Origin of the sequence: Pseudoalteromonas thalassia (genome assembly GCF_049257215.1) — a bacterium.
Lineage (GTDB): Bacteria > Pseudomonadota > Gammaproteobacteria > Enterobacterales > Alteromonadaceae > Pseudoalteromonas > Pseudoalteromonas lipolytica_C.
The window spans coordinates 55,692-71,296 of sequence record NZ_JBMMUE010000008.1; the positions used below are offsets into that span (position 1 = coordinate 55,692).

At 39.9% G+C, this 15,605-nt stretch carries 16 protein-coding genes; 3 read left to right on the forward strand and 13 right to left on the reverse strand.

The window, feature by feature from the left end; genetic code table 11:
* Positions 1-50: 50 nt before the first annotated feature.
* From AAEU31_RS10990 to AAEU31_RS11000, 3 genes are read right to left on the reverse strand one after another with little or no spacing between them, the layout of a single operon-like run.
* Complete coding sequence (locus AAEU31_RS10990) at positions 51-809, reverse strand: HvfC family RiPP maturation protein (protein ID WP_421967225.1); 759 nt, start codon at positions 807-809, stop codon at positions 51-53.
* Positions 802-1,665 carry an HvfB family MNIO-type RiPP peptide maturase gene (locus tag AAEU31_RS10995; protein ID WP_253039174.1) on the reverse strand — a complete coding sequence of 288 codons (864 nt, stop codon included), beginning with the start codon at positions 1,663-1,665 and terminating at the stop codon, positions 802-804. Before AAEU31_RS10995 ends, AAEU31_RS10990 begins: the two co-directional genes overlap by 8 nt.
* Positions 1,666-1,719: 54 nt before the next feature.
* The gene (locus AAEU31_RS11000; protein WP_135924220.1) at positions 1,720-2,259 is read right to left on the reverse strand and encodes an HvfA family oxazolone/thioamide-modified RiPP metallophore; all 540 of its coding nucleotides are present in this window, start codon (positions 2,257-2,259) and stop codon (positions 1,720-1,722) included.
* Between the two features lie 170 nt (positions 2,260-2,429).
* Here AAEU31_RS11000 and AAEU31_RS11005 point away from each other — a divergent pair, with 170 nt between their 5' ends.
* Both AAEU31_RS11005 and AAEU31_RS11010 read left to right on the forward strand, forming a co-directional pair.
* Entirely contained in the window at positions 2,430-3,407 is a 978-nt protein-coding gene (locus tag AAEU31_RS11005; protein WP_138557976.1) for a tRNA-dihydrouridine synthase, read from the forward strand.
* Positions 3,408-3,458: 51 nt separating this feature from the next.
* Entirely contained in the window at positions 3,459-3,794 is a 336-nt protein-coding gene (locus AAEU31_RS11010; protein WP_135924218.1) for a TraR/DksA family transcriptional regulator, read from the forward strand.
* Between the two features lie 14 nt (positions 3,795-3,808).
* On the opposite strand, the gene AAEU31_RS11015 is transcribed toward AAEU31_RS11010, so the two are convergent.
* The 10 genes from AAEU31_RS11015 to pyrC form a co-directional block, all read right to left on the reverse strand.
* Positions 3,809-4,816 (reverse strand): hypothetical protein, encoded by a 1,008-nt coding sequence (locus tag AAEU31_RS11015; RefSeq protein ID WP_421967226.1) that lies wholly within the window; start codon positions 4,814-4,816, stop codon positions 3,809-3,811.
* 56 nt (positions 4,817-4,872) lie between these two features.
* Positions 4,873-6,132, reverse strand: coding sequence for a tetratricopeptide repeat protein (locus AAEU31_RS11020; RefSeq protein ID WP_253039177.1), 1,260 nt, complete (start codon positions 6,130-6,132; stop codon positions 4,873-4,875).
* An 11-nt stretch (positions 6,133-6,143) separates the two neighbouring features.
* Positions 6,144-6,761: an energy transducer TonB gene (locus tag AAEU31_RS11025; RefSeq protein WP_135924215.1), complete on the reverse strand. Its 618-nt coding sequence runs from the start codon at positions 6,759-6,761 to the stop codon at positions 6,144-6,146.
* A complete protein-coding gene (locus tag AAEU31_RS11030) occupies positions 6,761-7,165 on the reverse strand; it encodes an ExbD/TolR family protein (protein WP_054551557.1) in 405 nt (134 codons plus the stop codon). The genes AAEU31_RS11025 and AAEU31_RS11030 overlap by 1 nt, the downstream gene beginning before the upstream one ends.
* Before the next feature lie 14 nt (positions 7,166-7,179).
* Complete coding sequence (locus AAEU31_RS11035; protein ID WP_062570716.1) at positions 7,180-7,704, reverse strand: MotA/TolQ/ExbB proton channel family protein; 525 nt, start codon at positions 7,702-7,704, stop codon at positions 7,180-7,182.
* Complete coding sequence (locus tag AAEU31_RS11040) at positions 7,704-9,068, reverse strand: MotA/TolQ/ExbB proton channel family protein (RefSeq protein WP_199525763.1); 1,365 nt, start codon at positions 9,066-9,068, stop codon at positions 7,704-7,706. The genes AAEU31_RS11035 and AAEU31_RS11040 overlap by 1 nt, the downstream gene beginning before the upstream one ends.
* Positions 9,069-9,074: 6 nt before the next feature.
* The gene (locus AAEU31_RS11045; protein WP_421967227.1) at positions 9,075-9,845 is read right to left on the reverse strand and encodes a DUF3450 domain-containing protein; all 771 of its coding nucleotides are present in this window, start codon (positions 9,843-9,845) and stop codon (positions 9,075-9,077) included.
* A gap of 474 nt (positions 9,846-10,319) precedes the next feature.
* Positions 10,320-10,934, reverse strand: coding sequence for a response regulator transcription factor (locus AAEU31_RS11050; protein WP_135924211.1), 615 nt, complete (start codon positions 10,932-10,934; stop codon positions 10,320-10,322).
* A gap of 490 nt (positions 10,935-11,424) precedes the next feature.
* A complete protein-coding gene (locus AAEU31_RS11055) occupies positions 11,425-11,634 on the reverse strand; it encodes a cold-shock protein (RefSeq protein ID WP_036967526.1) in 210 nt (69 codons plus the stop codon).
* 339 nt (positions 11,635-11,973) lie between these two features.
* Positions 11,974-13,020 carry a dihydroorotase gene (gene pyrC / locus AAEU31_RS11060; protein WP_421967228.1) on the reverse strand — a complete coding sequence of 349 codons (1,047 nt, stop codon included), beginning with the start codon at positions 13,018-13,020 and terminating at the stop codon, positions 11,974-11,976.
* A gap of 190 nt (positions 13,021-13,210) precedes the next feature.
* On the opposite strand from pyrC, the gene AAEU31_RS11065 reads away from it, so the two are divergent.
* Positions 13,211-15,583, forward strand: a complete 2,373-nt coding sequence (locus AAEU31_RS11065) for a bifunctional diguanylate cyclase/phosphodiesterase (protein ID WP_421967229.1) — start codon at positions 13,211-13,213, stop codon at positions 15,581-15,583.
* The last annotated feature ends 22 nt before the right edge of the window (positions 15,584-15,605 follow it).

Genomic DNA, 15,605 nt, shown 5'->3' on the forward strand with positions numbered 1-15,605 from the left:
CGGACATAATAGTCGAACTGCCCTCATCAATAAAGGGGTTTAGCCGATTTTTAAACCAATGTATTAGTAACTACGATACCACGCTCTACCATGGCACTTAAGGTATTGAGCGCTCCCTGATAAAGCTGCTCTTGGCTAAATTGAGGAGCATGCTCTGCAACTACTTGACATACATCATTTAAGTTTATACCTGGCTGAGATTCAATAATATTAAGTAGTAATGCGGTCATCTCGTTTGTTGATAAAAACTGCACTTCGTCATCGCCATCCCGATATACCACAAAATAGCTTGCCTCAGCTGCGGGCTCACTCGGCTGGTTATCGACACTGATGGTATGAACTGGGAAGCTATAACTCAAATTACGAGCCAGTGAACTTAAATATAATGGGGAACTTGTCACTTGATGAGCCGATAAGCCAACTTCATTTGCAAGTTTTTTAGCAACCGACACATCTAGCTCAACCCATTCATAATGAGCAAGCTCTAACATGAACGCAGGATCATTACTTTGCATTTCATAGTCATTAGCAAGAAAGGCCAAAAACTCCCCTGCTATATCTAAAAAATAAGGAGATTTACAGTTGTGCTGACTGAAAAATTGCCTAACGAGTCTGTGCCAAGCTTGCTCTGAATATAAACTTTTAAGTACTGGATATGCAGAGCTGACAAAACCATCCACATTATTAAAAAATAAATCGCGGTAAATCGCCATGCGACGCTCTTCAACATCACTAGGCTTAGCATTATTCTCAGGGTCGCGAATATGCGCCATAAACGCTTGTTGTACTTGCGTAAAATGATTATGCACTGTGTTTCACCGTTACTTGGTTTTGCTTATTGGCTGCGTGCTGCAGGGCTTCAATAGTTTTCAGTTCAGCTAATAACTCAGCCATAGGTGGAATATTAAAGTCACGCTCTAACAAAGTAGGAAAAACTCCATGTACTGCGTAGGCTTTTTCAAGCAATTGCCAAACAGGATCGATAACTGGCGCACCATGGGTATCAACGAGTAAATCTTCAGCCTCAGTGTAATGGCCCGCAACATGACCATAAGCGATACGTTTAGTTGGTAATGCTGCTAAGAATTGCTCAGCATCATAACCATGATTAATAGAGTTTACATAGATATTGTTTACATCAAGCAATAGTTGGCAATCAGCTTCCTCTAAAACTGCATTAGTAAACTCAAGTTCAGTCATTTGCTGCCCAGGGGCACCGTAGTAAGATACATTTTCAATAGCAATTGGCTGTTCAAGAATATCTTGTACTTGTCTGATCCGCGAGGAGACATGCTTAATTGCATCTTCAGTAAACGGAATAGGCATCAAATCGTACATGTGCCCTTCGCCCGAACAGTAGCTTAAGTGCTCACTAAACAAACGAATATTATGCTCTTTAAAGAAGGTTTTAAGTGATTTCACAAAGTCAATATCAAGCGCTGCAGGTGAGCCGATCGATAACGATAAACCATGACACACAAAGGCATGCTGCTCGGTTAGCTGGTTAAATTGTTTACCAAAACGCCCTCCAAGCTTTAGCCAGTTTTCTGGTGCAACTTCTAAAAACTCAATAGGCTTAGGAACATCGATGAGCATTTCATCAAGCATTTCCCGGCGTAAACCTAAGCCAATTTGCCCAAAATCAGCTACTGATTCTTTTAACATACTACCTCCTACTAAAAAGGGCCATTACGGCCCTTTCAAAAGCTAAATGAGCGCTTAGTGGTTAGAACCACATTTACCTTCGCCACACTTACCTTCTTTAGCTGCTTTTTTGTCTGCGCCACATTTACCTTCGCCGCACTTACCTTCTTTAGCTGCTTTTTTGTCTGCACCGCATTTACCTTCGCCGCACTTACCTTCTTTAGCTGCTTTTTTATCTGCACCGCATTTACCTTCGCCGCATTTACCTTCTTTAGCTGCTTTTTTATCTGCGCCACATTTACCTTCGCCGCACTTACCTTCTTTAGCTGCTTTTTTGTCTGCACCGCATTTACCTTCGCCACACTTACCTTCTTTAGCTGCTTTTTTGTCTGCACCGCATTTACCTTCGCCGCACTTACCTTCTTTTTCAGCTTTTTTATCGCCACCGCACTTACCTTCGCCACATTTACCTTCAGCAGCATCTAGCTGATAACCAGCTTGCATTTGCTGAAATTCAAATGGGTTAGCGTTAGCATCAGTGGCTGCAAAACTTGACGCACCAACCACAACCGCACCTAATGTTAATGCAATTGAATTTTTCTTAACTGTGTTCATTATCGACTCTCTTTTTTATAAAGGGTTATTAAACAAGACCTGCGAACTGAAAATTACTTTCAAAATTACTAAATTATTTTCTGAAACCGATGATAAAGCAAATTACGATTTATCAAATATAGAATAGCAGGTAGAATACGCGTCCAATTTTTATTTAGTATACAGGTATCATGCGACTAGTTTTAGCACCAATGGAGGGAGTTGTCGATTTCAAAATGAGACAGCTACTCACTGATTTAGGTGGATTTGATTTATGCGTTACAGAGTTTGTTCGTGTCGTTGAAGACACACTACCCGAGCGTGTATTTCATCGTTATTGCCCTGAATTAAAAGCCGGTGGTTATACCCGTGCTGGAACACCAGTGCGGATTCAATTACTAGGCCAAGTTCCTAATGCATTGGCTGAAAATGCAGTCAAGGCAATACGCTTAGGATCTCATGGTATCGACTTAAATTTTGGCTGCCCAGCAAAAACTGTTAATAAAAGTAAAGGTGGTGCTGTACTTTTGAAAGATCCTGAGCACATGTACGAAATAATCAAAGCCGTACGTGATGCAGTTGATCCACGTCATGAGGTCAGTGCAAAAATCAGACTAGGGTTTGATGACGATAGCAACAGCCAAGAAATTGTTGATGCTGTTGTCAGTGCGGGTGCATCAAGTCTTGCTATTCATGCAAGAACGAAAAGAGATGGATATAATCCACCGGCATATTGGGAAAAGATCCCTCCGTTAATCAAAAATAAAAACATTGCTGTGGTTGCTAATGGTGAAATTTGGCAAGTTGAAGATGCATTGCTGTGTCAAAAACGCAGTCATTGCCAAGACTTAATGCTTGGTCGTGGTGCTCTAGCAATGCCTGATTTAGCAAAGCAAATAAAAGCACATGTCGAAAATGAGCAGTATACTCCGATGCTTTGGGAGCATGTGATTTACCATATTATTCACTCTTCTATGCATCAAGATGAAAGCAAGTGTGAGAAATATTTTGCTTCTCGAACCAAGCAGTGGCTTGGATACCTAAAACGCCAGTACCCACAGGCCAACGCACTTTTTGATGAGATTAGGCGTTTAAAAGCCAAAAATGAAGTTGCAGATGTACTTAGAAAGTATGCCAAAGCGCCGAGTATTGATGCAAATCATAACTAGCTAACTTGTTTTGTTTGATAATGTCAGTATTGCCCACTTGGAATAAACGCGATGAACAATACTGAAATTCAAACAAAGTTATCTGCAGAACTTGCGCAGGTTAGACAACGTTTACTCGATATGCTAACTAATTCTGATCAAGGCTATCACCAACAATTGCTTTCGCAGTTAAGCGAAACCCCTCCTGCAGATTGGCTAGAATTAACCTCAAATAAGCTGGGTCCTGAATATCAAATTTTAATTTCTAGACTCGAAAAGCTAGAGGCGGCGTTATGCCAAATAGACATTGGGCAATATGGCTATTGTTGTGATTGCGAAGAAAAAATTGATGATGAACGCTTATTAGCAGACCCTGCTAGCCAACGCTGTAGAAGCTGCGCTCCTTAGAGCGCAGCAAGGTATTATGAAGAAAATATAAAGCTCGTTGCAGGATAAAGTATAATATCTTCGATAAGCCAATCAGCTTCTTGTTTCGTCACCCCCAAACGCTTTATTAGATTTACTCGCGCTTGCTGTTCACTCCAAGTGTGATAATGAATACCAAGATCTGTTTCCATCATCACTAACCAAAAATACTGCTCGCCCGCTGATAACTCGCGCTTACTTTGTAAAGGGTCTCGATATTCGAGCTGCCAGTCAAGACCCGCCACATTCTCATCTTGACTAAAAAACTGCATCACTAGAGGAGTACTGTGTGACGTCGGTAAATGAAACGCCACATTGTGTATCGCTATTTGCTTTAATTGAGACTGAATATTGCTAAGCCACGTCAGAGGAGGTTGCGTTTTCGCTCCAAAGTAATTCAACTTGCTCTGGTACCAATCTTTACCATTTGCAAGCCCCACTAAACCTAACTTGCTACGTGGTGTGTATTGAGATAAATATTGTTCAAGCTTTGAAAGTGCTGAGTGTACCACTTCATCATCATTATTATTTAGGTGGTTTTGCACCATTGAATGTAACAACTTAAGCTCAATTTTATTTAGTTTTAAACTACTTTCCTCTGCTTGCATTAATTGTGTTTGTACTAATTCCAACCACGTAGCTAATTTTTGAGCAGAATAATCTTTTTTATTAATAGCACGACTAACAACATCGCGCTGCTCTGGCCAAACAAAATAACGTTCTGGATAACGCTCAGCGATGATCAGGTAATTTAATTGCGCCTGTTGCGATTCATCTAGCGCGATGCTTTTCAAGCCTTGATAATTGAGGTGACGAGCTTGTAAATACTCGTTCGAAAAAGGCCAACTTGTTACCGAATCTGAGCTTGATTGATTAGATAGTAAGTTATTTATGTTACTGAGTGCTTGCTGGCCTTCATCAAAGTGATTGAAACGAGGAGGTTGCTCTGAGCAAGCTGTTATCATCACACTTGCGACAAGTAAAAATACGATCTGTCTTAGCATTATAAAATTCCATAAAAAAAGCCCCAGAGGGGCTTTTTAATTTAAAACAACATCAATTAGATTTTCACGCCATTACGGTTCGCTTTATCTTTGATGAAGGTTGACCAGCTCTTCGCGAATTTACGCGTACGCGGATCGTCCATTGCTTTAGTGATAGCGTTATAAGCTTGCTTGTACTTCTCTTGGTAGTAATAAGCTTCAGCTAGGTCAGAGTAGATAGTTCCTTTTTTATCAGAACCTAACTCTAATGCCTTGTTCAAACGAACAACGGCTGCACTATAGTTTTGCGATTGTAAAAGTAATGAACCTGCTTTGCGGTAAAGCTCTGCATCATCATCAAATTTAGCCGCTTCTTCATAGTATTTAGCTGCTTTCTCAATATCTTTTGAGCGGTGGTAGTTAGATGCCACTGCACTGATATTTTGCTTATTACGCTTAACTTTATTTTCGTTAATTGCCTTTTCAAGCACAACTGCTGCTTTGTAAGGAATATCGTTTAACGAATAGAAGTTAGAAAGTACTTTGTATTCAACTTCATTTTCAAAATAGCCATTTTTATAGGCAACTTCCATGGTCGCAAGACCTTTCTTGAAGTCTTCGGTTTGTAGGTAATATTTACCCAAACCAACCCAGGCTTTTTTGTCTTCAGGCCAAACACGAACAATCTCTTCAGCTACTTCTACCATGTTTTTGTACTGTTTAAGTTCAAAATAGGCAGCAAGCTTTAATTGGTAAGAGGCTTTAGCAGGCTCTTTTGCCAATTCGATTGCTTTGTTTGCAGCAGGAAGTACGTCTTTATAAAGTTTTAACTCGTAGTTTGCTTGTGCAATACGTGTATAAACTTTGTCGTCTTCCTCACCTGTGAAGTCCATCCAAGCTGCATAAGCTTCTTTTGCTTTTGCATATTGCTCTGTACCTGCGTACATGTCACCTAATAGTTTTAGGCCTTGCTCTTGGTCAGCAAAGTTTAAAACATCAGGTTTAACAGCTGCTTGAATGTGCTTGATAGCTAACTGGTACTGCTCTTTTTGAGCGTACATTTGACCTAAATAACGGTCAACAGTTGCTCTGTCGAAGTCATCCGATGCATCAATTTCTTTAAGCAATGCAATGGCTTCGTCAAGCTTTTCTTCATTGTACAAGTCAAACGCTTTAATTACTTTCTTACCAACGCGCTCACCCATAACTTTAGTTTTTGCTTTTTTACGCTCTTCAATTTTCGCGTAGTCTGGCGCCGCTAAAGCAGGTGCAGTAAATACCACACCCGAAAGTGACATAAGAAGCGCAAGAGCAGTTACTTTAGATAAATTTCTCATTACTCGCCTCCTTAGTTGCCTTGATTAAGTTTAAAGTCTAGTTGTACTTGAAGACCAAATTGCTTTTGTGGCTTACCATCAATAACTTTTGGACGGTATTTCCACTTAGATAACGCTCGCTTAGCTTCGCGGTCGAAGATACGTTTAGGATCTGCATCGATCACTTCGATATCTTCTACACCACCTACTTCGTTGATAGTGAATGAAAGTTGAACCCAACCTTCTTTACCATCACGCGCTGCTTGCGTTGGGTATTTTGGTTCAATACGAACGATAGGTGTAGCATCACCATCACGTCCAAATGCACCAGGACCACTTAGGCCACCAGCTGTGCTTCCCACATCGATGCTTGGCATATTAAATGACAAACCACCAGTATTTGGGTTGCTGTTTTCCGGCTGAGGCGGCTGCGGTTTAGGCGGCTGCTTTGGCGGTGGCGGAGGCGGAGGCGGAACACGCTTCCTCTCCTGCACCTTAGATTCAGGCGGATTCGTCATAATTTCGACTACAATCTGTTCTTTTTGTTCAGTCGCACGATCAGCTCCACCGGAGATGAGGTACGCCATGAAGTAGAACAAGCCGAAAGTAACTGCCCCACCTGCAATCAGTGAAAACAGAAAACGAATCATTACTGATCTCCAGCTATTGAAATTTTAAGGTTATCACCCGTCGCTTTGATCTGGTCCATAACTTTAACTACTACGCCGTGTTTTGCTTCTTTATCAGCTTGCAAAATTACAACTTCAGTAGGTTGTTCTGCTAATAAACTTTCAAGTTTAGCTGATACACGCTCAACGTCTACTTGTTGTTTATCAATCCAGATTGCACCGTCAGCACGGATAGCAACAAAAATGTTTGCATTTTTTTGCTTCGTAGCTGCAGCTGCTTTAGGTTTATTGACTTCGATACCAGCCTCTTTAACGAACGATGTAGTTACGATAAAGAAAATAAGCATGATAAATACGATGTCAAGCATTGGCGTCATGTCAACCGCTGCTTCTTCTTCTTCACGAAAACGTTGTTTACGTGCCATATTTAATTCTCTCTCTAGTGATGAGGCATGCTATCTACAAGTTTAGCTTTCGCCATTCTCGCTCTTGCCTCAAGGCGTGAGCTAAAGAATACTCCAGATAGTGCCGCAACCATTCCAGCCATTGTTGGGATTGTTGCCATTGAAATACCTGATGCCATTAAACGTGCGTTACCAGTACCTTGAGTAGCCATGGTTTCGAAAACCGCGATCATACCCGTTACTGTACCTAGTAAGCCGATTAAAGGACAAATAGCTACCAATGTCTTAATCAACAACATACGCTGATCTAATTTTTCAGACGCTTCAGAAATCCATGCTTCACGGATTCTGTGTGCGTACCAAGACGTAGTGTCTTGGCGGGCATCCCACTGAGCTACAATGTTCTTCGTCATACGAGGAAACTCAGCTAGTAGGAACCAATAGCGCTCAATCATTAAAACCCACATAAGAAAGAGTGCTATCGCGACCACGTATAAAACCTGGCCGCCTGTGCCAACAAAATCCCTGATAGATTCCCAGATCTCCATCAGGACTAGCATTAGGCTTTCTCCTTCTCCGCGTGAGCAGCGATAATACCAGCGCTTTGCTCATCAAGGACATGTAAAACCGACTTACTACGACTTGCAACGATTGAGTGAAGTAGAATAAGTGGTAGAGCTGCAATTAGACCTAGCGCAGTAGTAACAAGTGCTAGAGAGATGTTACCAGCCATGATCTTCGGATCACCTGTACCGAACAATGTGATTGTTTGGAACGTTAGGATCATACCGATAACCGTACCTAGTAGACCTAGTAATGGAGCGATTGCTGCCAAGATCTTGATGATGTTGATACCAGCTTCGATGCGAGGCGTTTCACGTAGAATTGCTTCGTCAAGTTTAAGCTCAAGGTTTTCAACGTCTTGATTCTTGTTGTCAGCGTAAACCTTAAGAATACGACCCAGTGGGTTGTTTGTATTCGGAGTAGAAAGGTTTTTAAGCTGGCTCTTAATCTTAGTGCTAGTAAGCGCAAGATCAAGGAAACGAACGATGAAGATAAGTAGACCAACAACAAGTAATACAGTGATGATGTAACCTACTGTATCACCTTGATGGTAGTATTCCATTAACGACTTCTTCTGCGTGTTGATACGTAAGATCGCGCCGCGAGTCGGGTCGATGTATACGCCAGCGTAGTTATCTGCAGAAGTTTTTTCTAAATCGCTGATACCCGCTAGGATGTAGCTATCAGGTTGCTTACCTAGAGGTTGGATCGCTTTAGTTTCTGGAGAGTAGATTAAGTAACCGTTGTCAGTAACTAAGTTGAAGTTACCAATACGCGTTACTTTCTTCATTGAAGATGAACCGTCAAGACCTGCAACTTCAGTTTCGAAAGTTGAAACTTTAGCTGATTCAGTCATTTCAGTTTGAAGAGAAATCCAAAGTTCTTCAAGTTCACGTACAGTTGGAAGCTCTTTCGCAGCAGCTAGTGAGCGAAGTACTTCAGCACGTCCTGGTTTTTCAGCAGAAACAAGTGATGCTTCGATTGAACCGATTGCATCAGCAGCTGCACGACGTACAACACCGAACATCTCACCTAACGTACCTTGAGCATTTAAAAGAGCTTGCTCTTTCTCAGCTAAAGTATTTTCGTTTTGTGCGTATTCTTTTGATAAACGGTCACCACGTGCTTTTTCAGCAGCTAGGTCGCTTTTTGCTTTGTTAAGTAACGCTTGCTTGTCAGCGCGAGCTGAAAGGAACTCTTGTTCACGTTGCTTGTTTAATTTACCTTCAGAAATACGTTCTTGCTTAACTTGCTCAAGAATTTTGTCTAAAGCATCAGTGTTTGCGTGTGCATTAAGCGCGGTACCTGCAGAAACAGATAGTACTGCTGCAACAGCAAAACCTTTAAATAGTTTCTTCATTATTGATTACTCCGCGCCAAAGATTGGTAGTTTAACAAGTTCTAATGTCGCTTGTTTACGCGCCATACGGATAACTTCTTTAACAGGTTTTAGGTATTCTTCACCTAATTCTTTCCACTGTTTAGTGTTGTTATCCCACACCCACGCGTGCTTAAGGTCAAAAGACTGTGCTACGTAAGTGATACGACCTAAACGACCGAAGTCTACGTTGATGTTTTTACCATCAATTTCAAGCGTACCTTGTGAAGCTGTAACAGCTGAGCTGTATGCAGTTTCAACAGTGTAAGCTTCAAGAACTTGGCGGAATTTTTCAGATGTAGTAACTGAAGCTGATGCCATGATGTCACGTAGTCTTTCAACACGTGCTAGGCGGTTTTCAAGATTGAACGGAACGTCCGCTTTGATGAATTGCTCAAGCGTATCGATCATGCGATACATCAAAGGCACAACGTTTTGTTTCGTGTTATCGATTGTTGCGATTTGACGGTCAAACGATTCGATAGACGCGTTTTGGTCAGCGACCAAACGTGCTACGTGATCATTATACACCTTCATTAGCTCAGTTTCGTCAACAACGCTACGGTACTCAGCGATTAGCTCCTGAGTTTGACCATATACATTGTCAATTTTAGTTTGAGACTTAACAGCAGCCTTTTGAATTTGTTGACCTGCATCTTGCACATCTTTCAAAGGATCTGCAATCACATTGCTGCTTGCAAATGCAAAAGCGCCAACCAACGCTGATGCTACAAGACTCTTTCTGATTTTAACAGACATAGTTCCCAACCAATTAAGTAATGTTACTTTTATAATTTAATTACCTTCCGAAGAAGACAACCCTGATATCTTTTAATAGATATCAACCCTCCAATAATGCTAAATGCATCAGAGTCTGTCAACTTGATGTTCGGCTTTCGTCCGAAAAATTTGGTAACTCGTCGTTGATAGGAAAATAGCTCGGACAATCAATTAACAAAAATATAACAGACCCACCAAAGGGAAGGTTCTAAAGCCCTTTACTAGCAAACACCACGTTCATGCTGGGTTCAACCTTAAACATAAATGTAACATTTAATAAAACCAGAAAAGGCATAAGAAAATTTAAAAAAAAATTCTATTTAGTGATCTAAAAAATCTAATTTGCAGAATTTTTATGCACTCATCAGTAGGCAATGTTTAGTAAATGCACAATTGCCTTACTAAACACAAGGATGAGCGAGAATTTATCTCTCACCGCTAAGGGTGAGAGTCTCAAAATATGGCGCGGTCTTTAACAAGCTTTGCTAAAGAGATAATTGAATCAACCTCAAGCTTTTCAAAGATTTTTGTCTTGTACGTACTTACTGTTTTGTTACTAATAAACAGCTTTTCACCGATATCTTTGTTTGAGAGGCCCTGTAGTAAGTAATTCATCACTGCAAGCTCTCGCTCTGTCAGTAATTCATCAATATCTTTTTCAGATGCTATTAAATGCTCTTGAGGAAAGAAGGTATAACCCCTTAAAATCATCTCTACTGCAGATGAAATATCCTCTAAGCTTTCAGCCTTGTTAACAAAACCTTGCGCACCTAATTTAGCCGCTGTTCGAATAATGTGTTTATCTTGCTTTGCTGATAAAAATAGCACTTTACCAGAGAAGCCACTGCTAACTGCACGTTTGTATAAACTAAAGCCATCTGAATCTTCTAATTCGATATCTAAAATAGCTAGCGCGACATTATTACTTTTTAAAAACTGTAATGCTTCCTTTTGACTCGCAACAGCTTTTACTTCATTAACCAGAGTTGACTTTGATAGTACCATCTTGATTGCTGTTGCAACCATTGGGTGGTCGTCTACCAAAAGTATATTGTTTCCTATGCTCATCGATTAGCGAACCTTCATTATATTTCATCAAACAAGTATAAGTTACTCAGAATTTATTCCACTTGTGCATACTTTAAGTTTAGCGGGTAATTTTGAGATTGTTGAAAATATCTCAAACATTATAAAAAAGAGGTAACTTAACCTGTTGATCAAAACTACTAGCCAATACAACAGTCAATGTTGCATTGAGTAAATCCCGTCTATGAAGCATATAATACTTTAGTTATGGAGAGTAGCTTTTAGAGGATTGTTATCGAACTTTTAGCTTAATGTCTGACTAAAAAAACCCGAGACAATGCCTTTGGGGGATTAATAATTCGGTACAGACTACCAAGTATGAGGTACAAAGGGATTATTTATATAGAAGTAGTAAAAAATGGTTTAGGAGAAACCGTAGTATGAATGAGGTAGAGAAAGTTGATAAGAGGTATAAATGAATTTTGGTGAAACAGAAACTGTTTCACCAAAATACTTAGTTTCGCATAACGAATTATGCTACTTCTACGTTCTCAGCTTCAGGGCCTTTTTGACCTTGTTTGATGCCGAAAGATACTTGTTGGCCTTCGCTTAAAGTGCGGAAGCCTGTACCTGTGATAGCACTGAAGTGTACAAATACATCAGGACCATTTTCTTGTTCAATAAAACCGAAGCCTTTTGCTTCGTTGAAGAACTTAACTTTACCAGTAACCGTGTTTGACATACCAAATTTTCCTGTAAGTCAATTATTAAAATTCAGCCATAATGGCTCTATCCTCCCTGAGTGAATGCCCAAAAACTAGGGGGTAAAGTACAGGAAGAACCAATAACCAACCGGTAACCGAACAAGCCGCACATTATCCGTAAATTCTATACGCAAAAACTCAAAGCAATTTAAGACTAACACATTAAATAGCTTTTAGCTCTATTAATCGAAAATTATTTTGAGGTCAACGGCTAAACTTTTAAATATGACAGGCATATTTCTAAACAATTAAAAAATAATAAAAAAGCCCAACGTAATGTTGGGCTTCTGAATAATATTAGCTAACAGTAAGCTCGCTTACTTAACTTGCCAATCCATGTTAGCTTCAGCTTTGATCGGCACTACCTCAGAGTCTCCTAGTTTGTAACTTGCAGGAACAGTCCAGCTTTCTCTTACCAGTGTGATCGTGTCTTTATTACGCTCTAAACCGTAGAAGTCAGGGCCAAAATGGCTCGCAAAACCTTCCAGCTTATCTAAGGCTCCCGCCTCTTCAAATGCTTCAGCATATAATTCAATCGCTGCATGTGCTGTGTAAGCACCTGCACAGCCACACGCTGCTTCTTTTTTATCTTTATAATGAGGCGCAGAATCTGTGCCTAAGAAAAACTTTTTGCTACCGCTTGTCGCTGCAGCAATCAATGCTTGCTGATGAATATTACGTTTTAAAATTGGTAAACAATAATAATGTGGACGAATACCGCCCGCTAGCATGTGGTTACGGTTATAAAGTAAGTGGTGAGCTGTGATTGTCGCCGCTACATTATCAGGTGCGTTATTAACAAACTCTACGGCATCTTTAGTCGTAATATGCTCAAGTACTATTTTAAGTTCAGGGAAGTCAGTTACTACGTCGGCTAAAATTGTATCGAGGAAAACTTTTTCACGGTCAAAGATATCAATTGATGAATCTGTCACTTCACCGTGCACTAGTAATAACATACCCACTTCTTGCATCGCTTCAAGTACTGGATAAATATTTTTGATTGATGTGACACCTGAATCTGAATTAGTTGTTGCACCCGCAGGGTATAATTTTGCCGCAACAATTTTACCCGTTGCTTTTGCTTTTTTGATTTCTTCTGGTGAGGTTTTGTCCGTTAAATAAAGCACCATCAAAGGCTCAAAATCACCCTGAGGGCCTGCGGCTTTAATTCGCTCATAATATGATAAAGCACTGTCAGTGCATGTGGCCGGTGGAACAAGGTTTGGCATAATAATCGCGCGCCCCATATAGCGGCTTGCATCACGCACAGTATCGGTTAGCTGATCACCGTCACGTAAATGAATATGCCAATCGTCTGGGCGGGTAATTGTTAGTGTTTCAATCTTATTTATATCTGACATTGCTGGTTTCCACGGCTAAAGTTAGAGGGATAGCGCAAACTTTATACAAATAACGAAGTTATTTTTTGAAGTTTGTGTTCAGATGCCTAGTTTACACCAGTTGCTGTTTTTTTTGAAAATAACTTTGTAGATAGTTTGATAGTAGGTTAACGTAATAAGTTAATAAAACATTTGGGTTACTTTTCCTTCTATGTCTAAGAATTTAGATACAGCGTTTGCACTTGAGGTCAAAACTGACCAACTCCATATTATTAATCAATTCTCTTCATCGCTAATGCAATTAGATACTGTTGAAGAATTATTAGAGTATGTAACTTCGCAAGTAGTAAGCAGGCTTGGATTTATAGAATGTGTCATATTTTTAGTCGATGATGAGTCTCGTACATTAAGAGAAGTTGCGTCTATGGGAACCACTCTCGCAGACGATACATACCATATTGTGCGCACCGAAATTAGTTTTGAGCAAGGTATTACAGGGTATGTTGCTTCAACCGGTAAACCGTTAATGATTGGTGATGTAACAAAAGACGAACGCTATATTGCCGATGCCCGCCCTGCACTTTCTGAACTCTGTGTTCCTTTAGTATATAAAGAAAAGGTATTAGGTGTTATTGATTGCGAGCACCCGCAAGAAAACTATTTTAATGACGCCCATTTAGAAATTTTATCTACAGTCGCACATTTACTCAGTGCAAAGTTAAATCAAGTCAGAACTGTAGAAAACCTTCAGCAAACAGTAAAACAATTGAACGATGCTCAAAAGTTGGAAAATTGCATGTTGCAAATCGCCAACCTTACTTATCAGTCAAGTGAACTCGATAGCTTTTTTGAGTCTTTACATAGCATTATCACCTCGTTACTCAGAGCAGATAACTTTTTCATTGGGCTATATGATAAACAAAGTGATGTTTTAGATTTAGTTTATATTATCGAAGAAGGTGTCCGTTCTAATGCACATACTAAAATTTCTAAAGAACTCTTAAAAGATACGGCCTCTTACTACCTTTTAAAAATCGATAAATCACTGTTGTTTAATAAAGAGGCGTTTCAACAACATATTGATGCGGGTCATTTTAAAATGGTTGGTCGACAAGCAGAGTCTTGGCTTGGTGTGCCATTTAAAGTAAATGATCGAATAAGTGGAGTCATTGCAGTTCAAAGTTACAGTAAACACTACCACTATAATGAACATGACCGTGCTTTACTTACTTATGTCAGCCGCCAAATCAGTATGGCAATCGACAGGCAGTTATCACGTCAGGAGCTAGAACATCGTGCATTACATGACGAACTTACCGGACTGGCAAATAGATCGCTCCTCATCGAACGAATAAAACATGGTATTTTGCGCTTAGCACGCGCAAATAAAGGCACACACCATGCTCTACTCTATTTAGATTTTGATCGTTTTAAGAGCATCAATGACTCACTCGGCCATGAAGTGGGAGATCATTTTTTAGTAAAAATCTGCGAGCTCATACAAGGTACGATCCGAAATACAGATACATTTGCTAGATTAGGTGGAGATGAATTTGCCATTTTCATGGAAAACATTACCGATAAACAACAAGTTCAAGATGCTCTTGAGCGTATTAAGGCAGCTTTAGCAAAACCACTGAATATTGATGGTCATTTATTACAAGCATCAACCAGTATTGGCGTAGCATTCTGTGAAAGCACAAATGATAAGGCTTATAAACTTTTGCAACATGCCGATGCAGCTATGTATGAAGCCAAGTCGTCAGGCCGTGGGCAAGTTAAGTTATTTAACAATACCATGCGCAAAAAGTTAAAAAATCATGCCGACATTGAAAATGACTTACAACATGGCATTGAGCATAATGAGTTTGAGCTTTATTACCAGCCCATATTCACAATTCAAGATACACAGGTTGTTGGTTTTGAGGCACTTGTTCGCTGGCATCATCCAACCAAAGGTTTTGTCTCTCCTGCCGACTTTATTCCTGTTGCAGAAGATACTGGTCAAATAATCAATCTAGATTTACATCTTCTAGATTTAGCTGCGCAACAAATAGCCAATTGGACAAAACAAGGCCTATCATTTGGTAGAGTCACTGTTAATGTTTCCTCACGACACTTTGCAAGTTTAGACTTTGTTTCGCAAATACACGCATTATACGCAAAGCATCAATTACCTTTAGGCTCGCTTTGCATTGAGATCACAGAGTCTGGCTTGATTGGAAATTTAGAGCTTGCGACTAAAATTATTGAGGGATTATCGCCGCTAGAAGTTAAATTATGTCTAGATGACTTTGGCACTGGTTATTCTGCACTTGGGTATTTGCATCAACTACCAATCCACATTTTAAAAATAGATAAAAGCTTCATTGATCACTTAAGTAAAGGACAAAACCCATTAGTAGATGCGATTTTATCCTTAGCACAATCTCTGCAATTAGATGTTGTAGCCGAGGGTATTGAAACGAATCAGCAACTTGCTATTTTAAAACAAACTCAGTGTAAGTTTGGCCAAGGTTTTCTCAAGGCCCGTCCTATGCCGATCAGTGAAGCAGAAAACATTATACGTAATGGTCTTCACTAAGAGTATGAAAATGAAAGCCTTA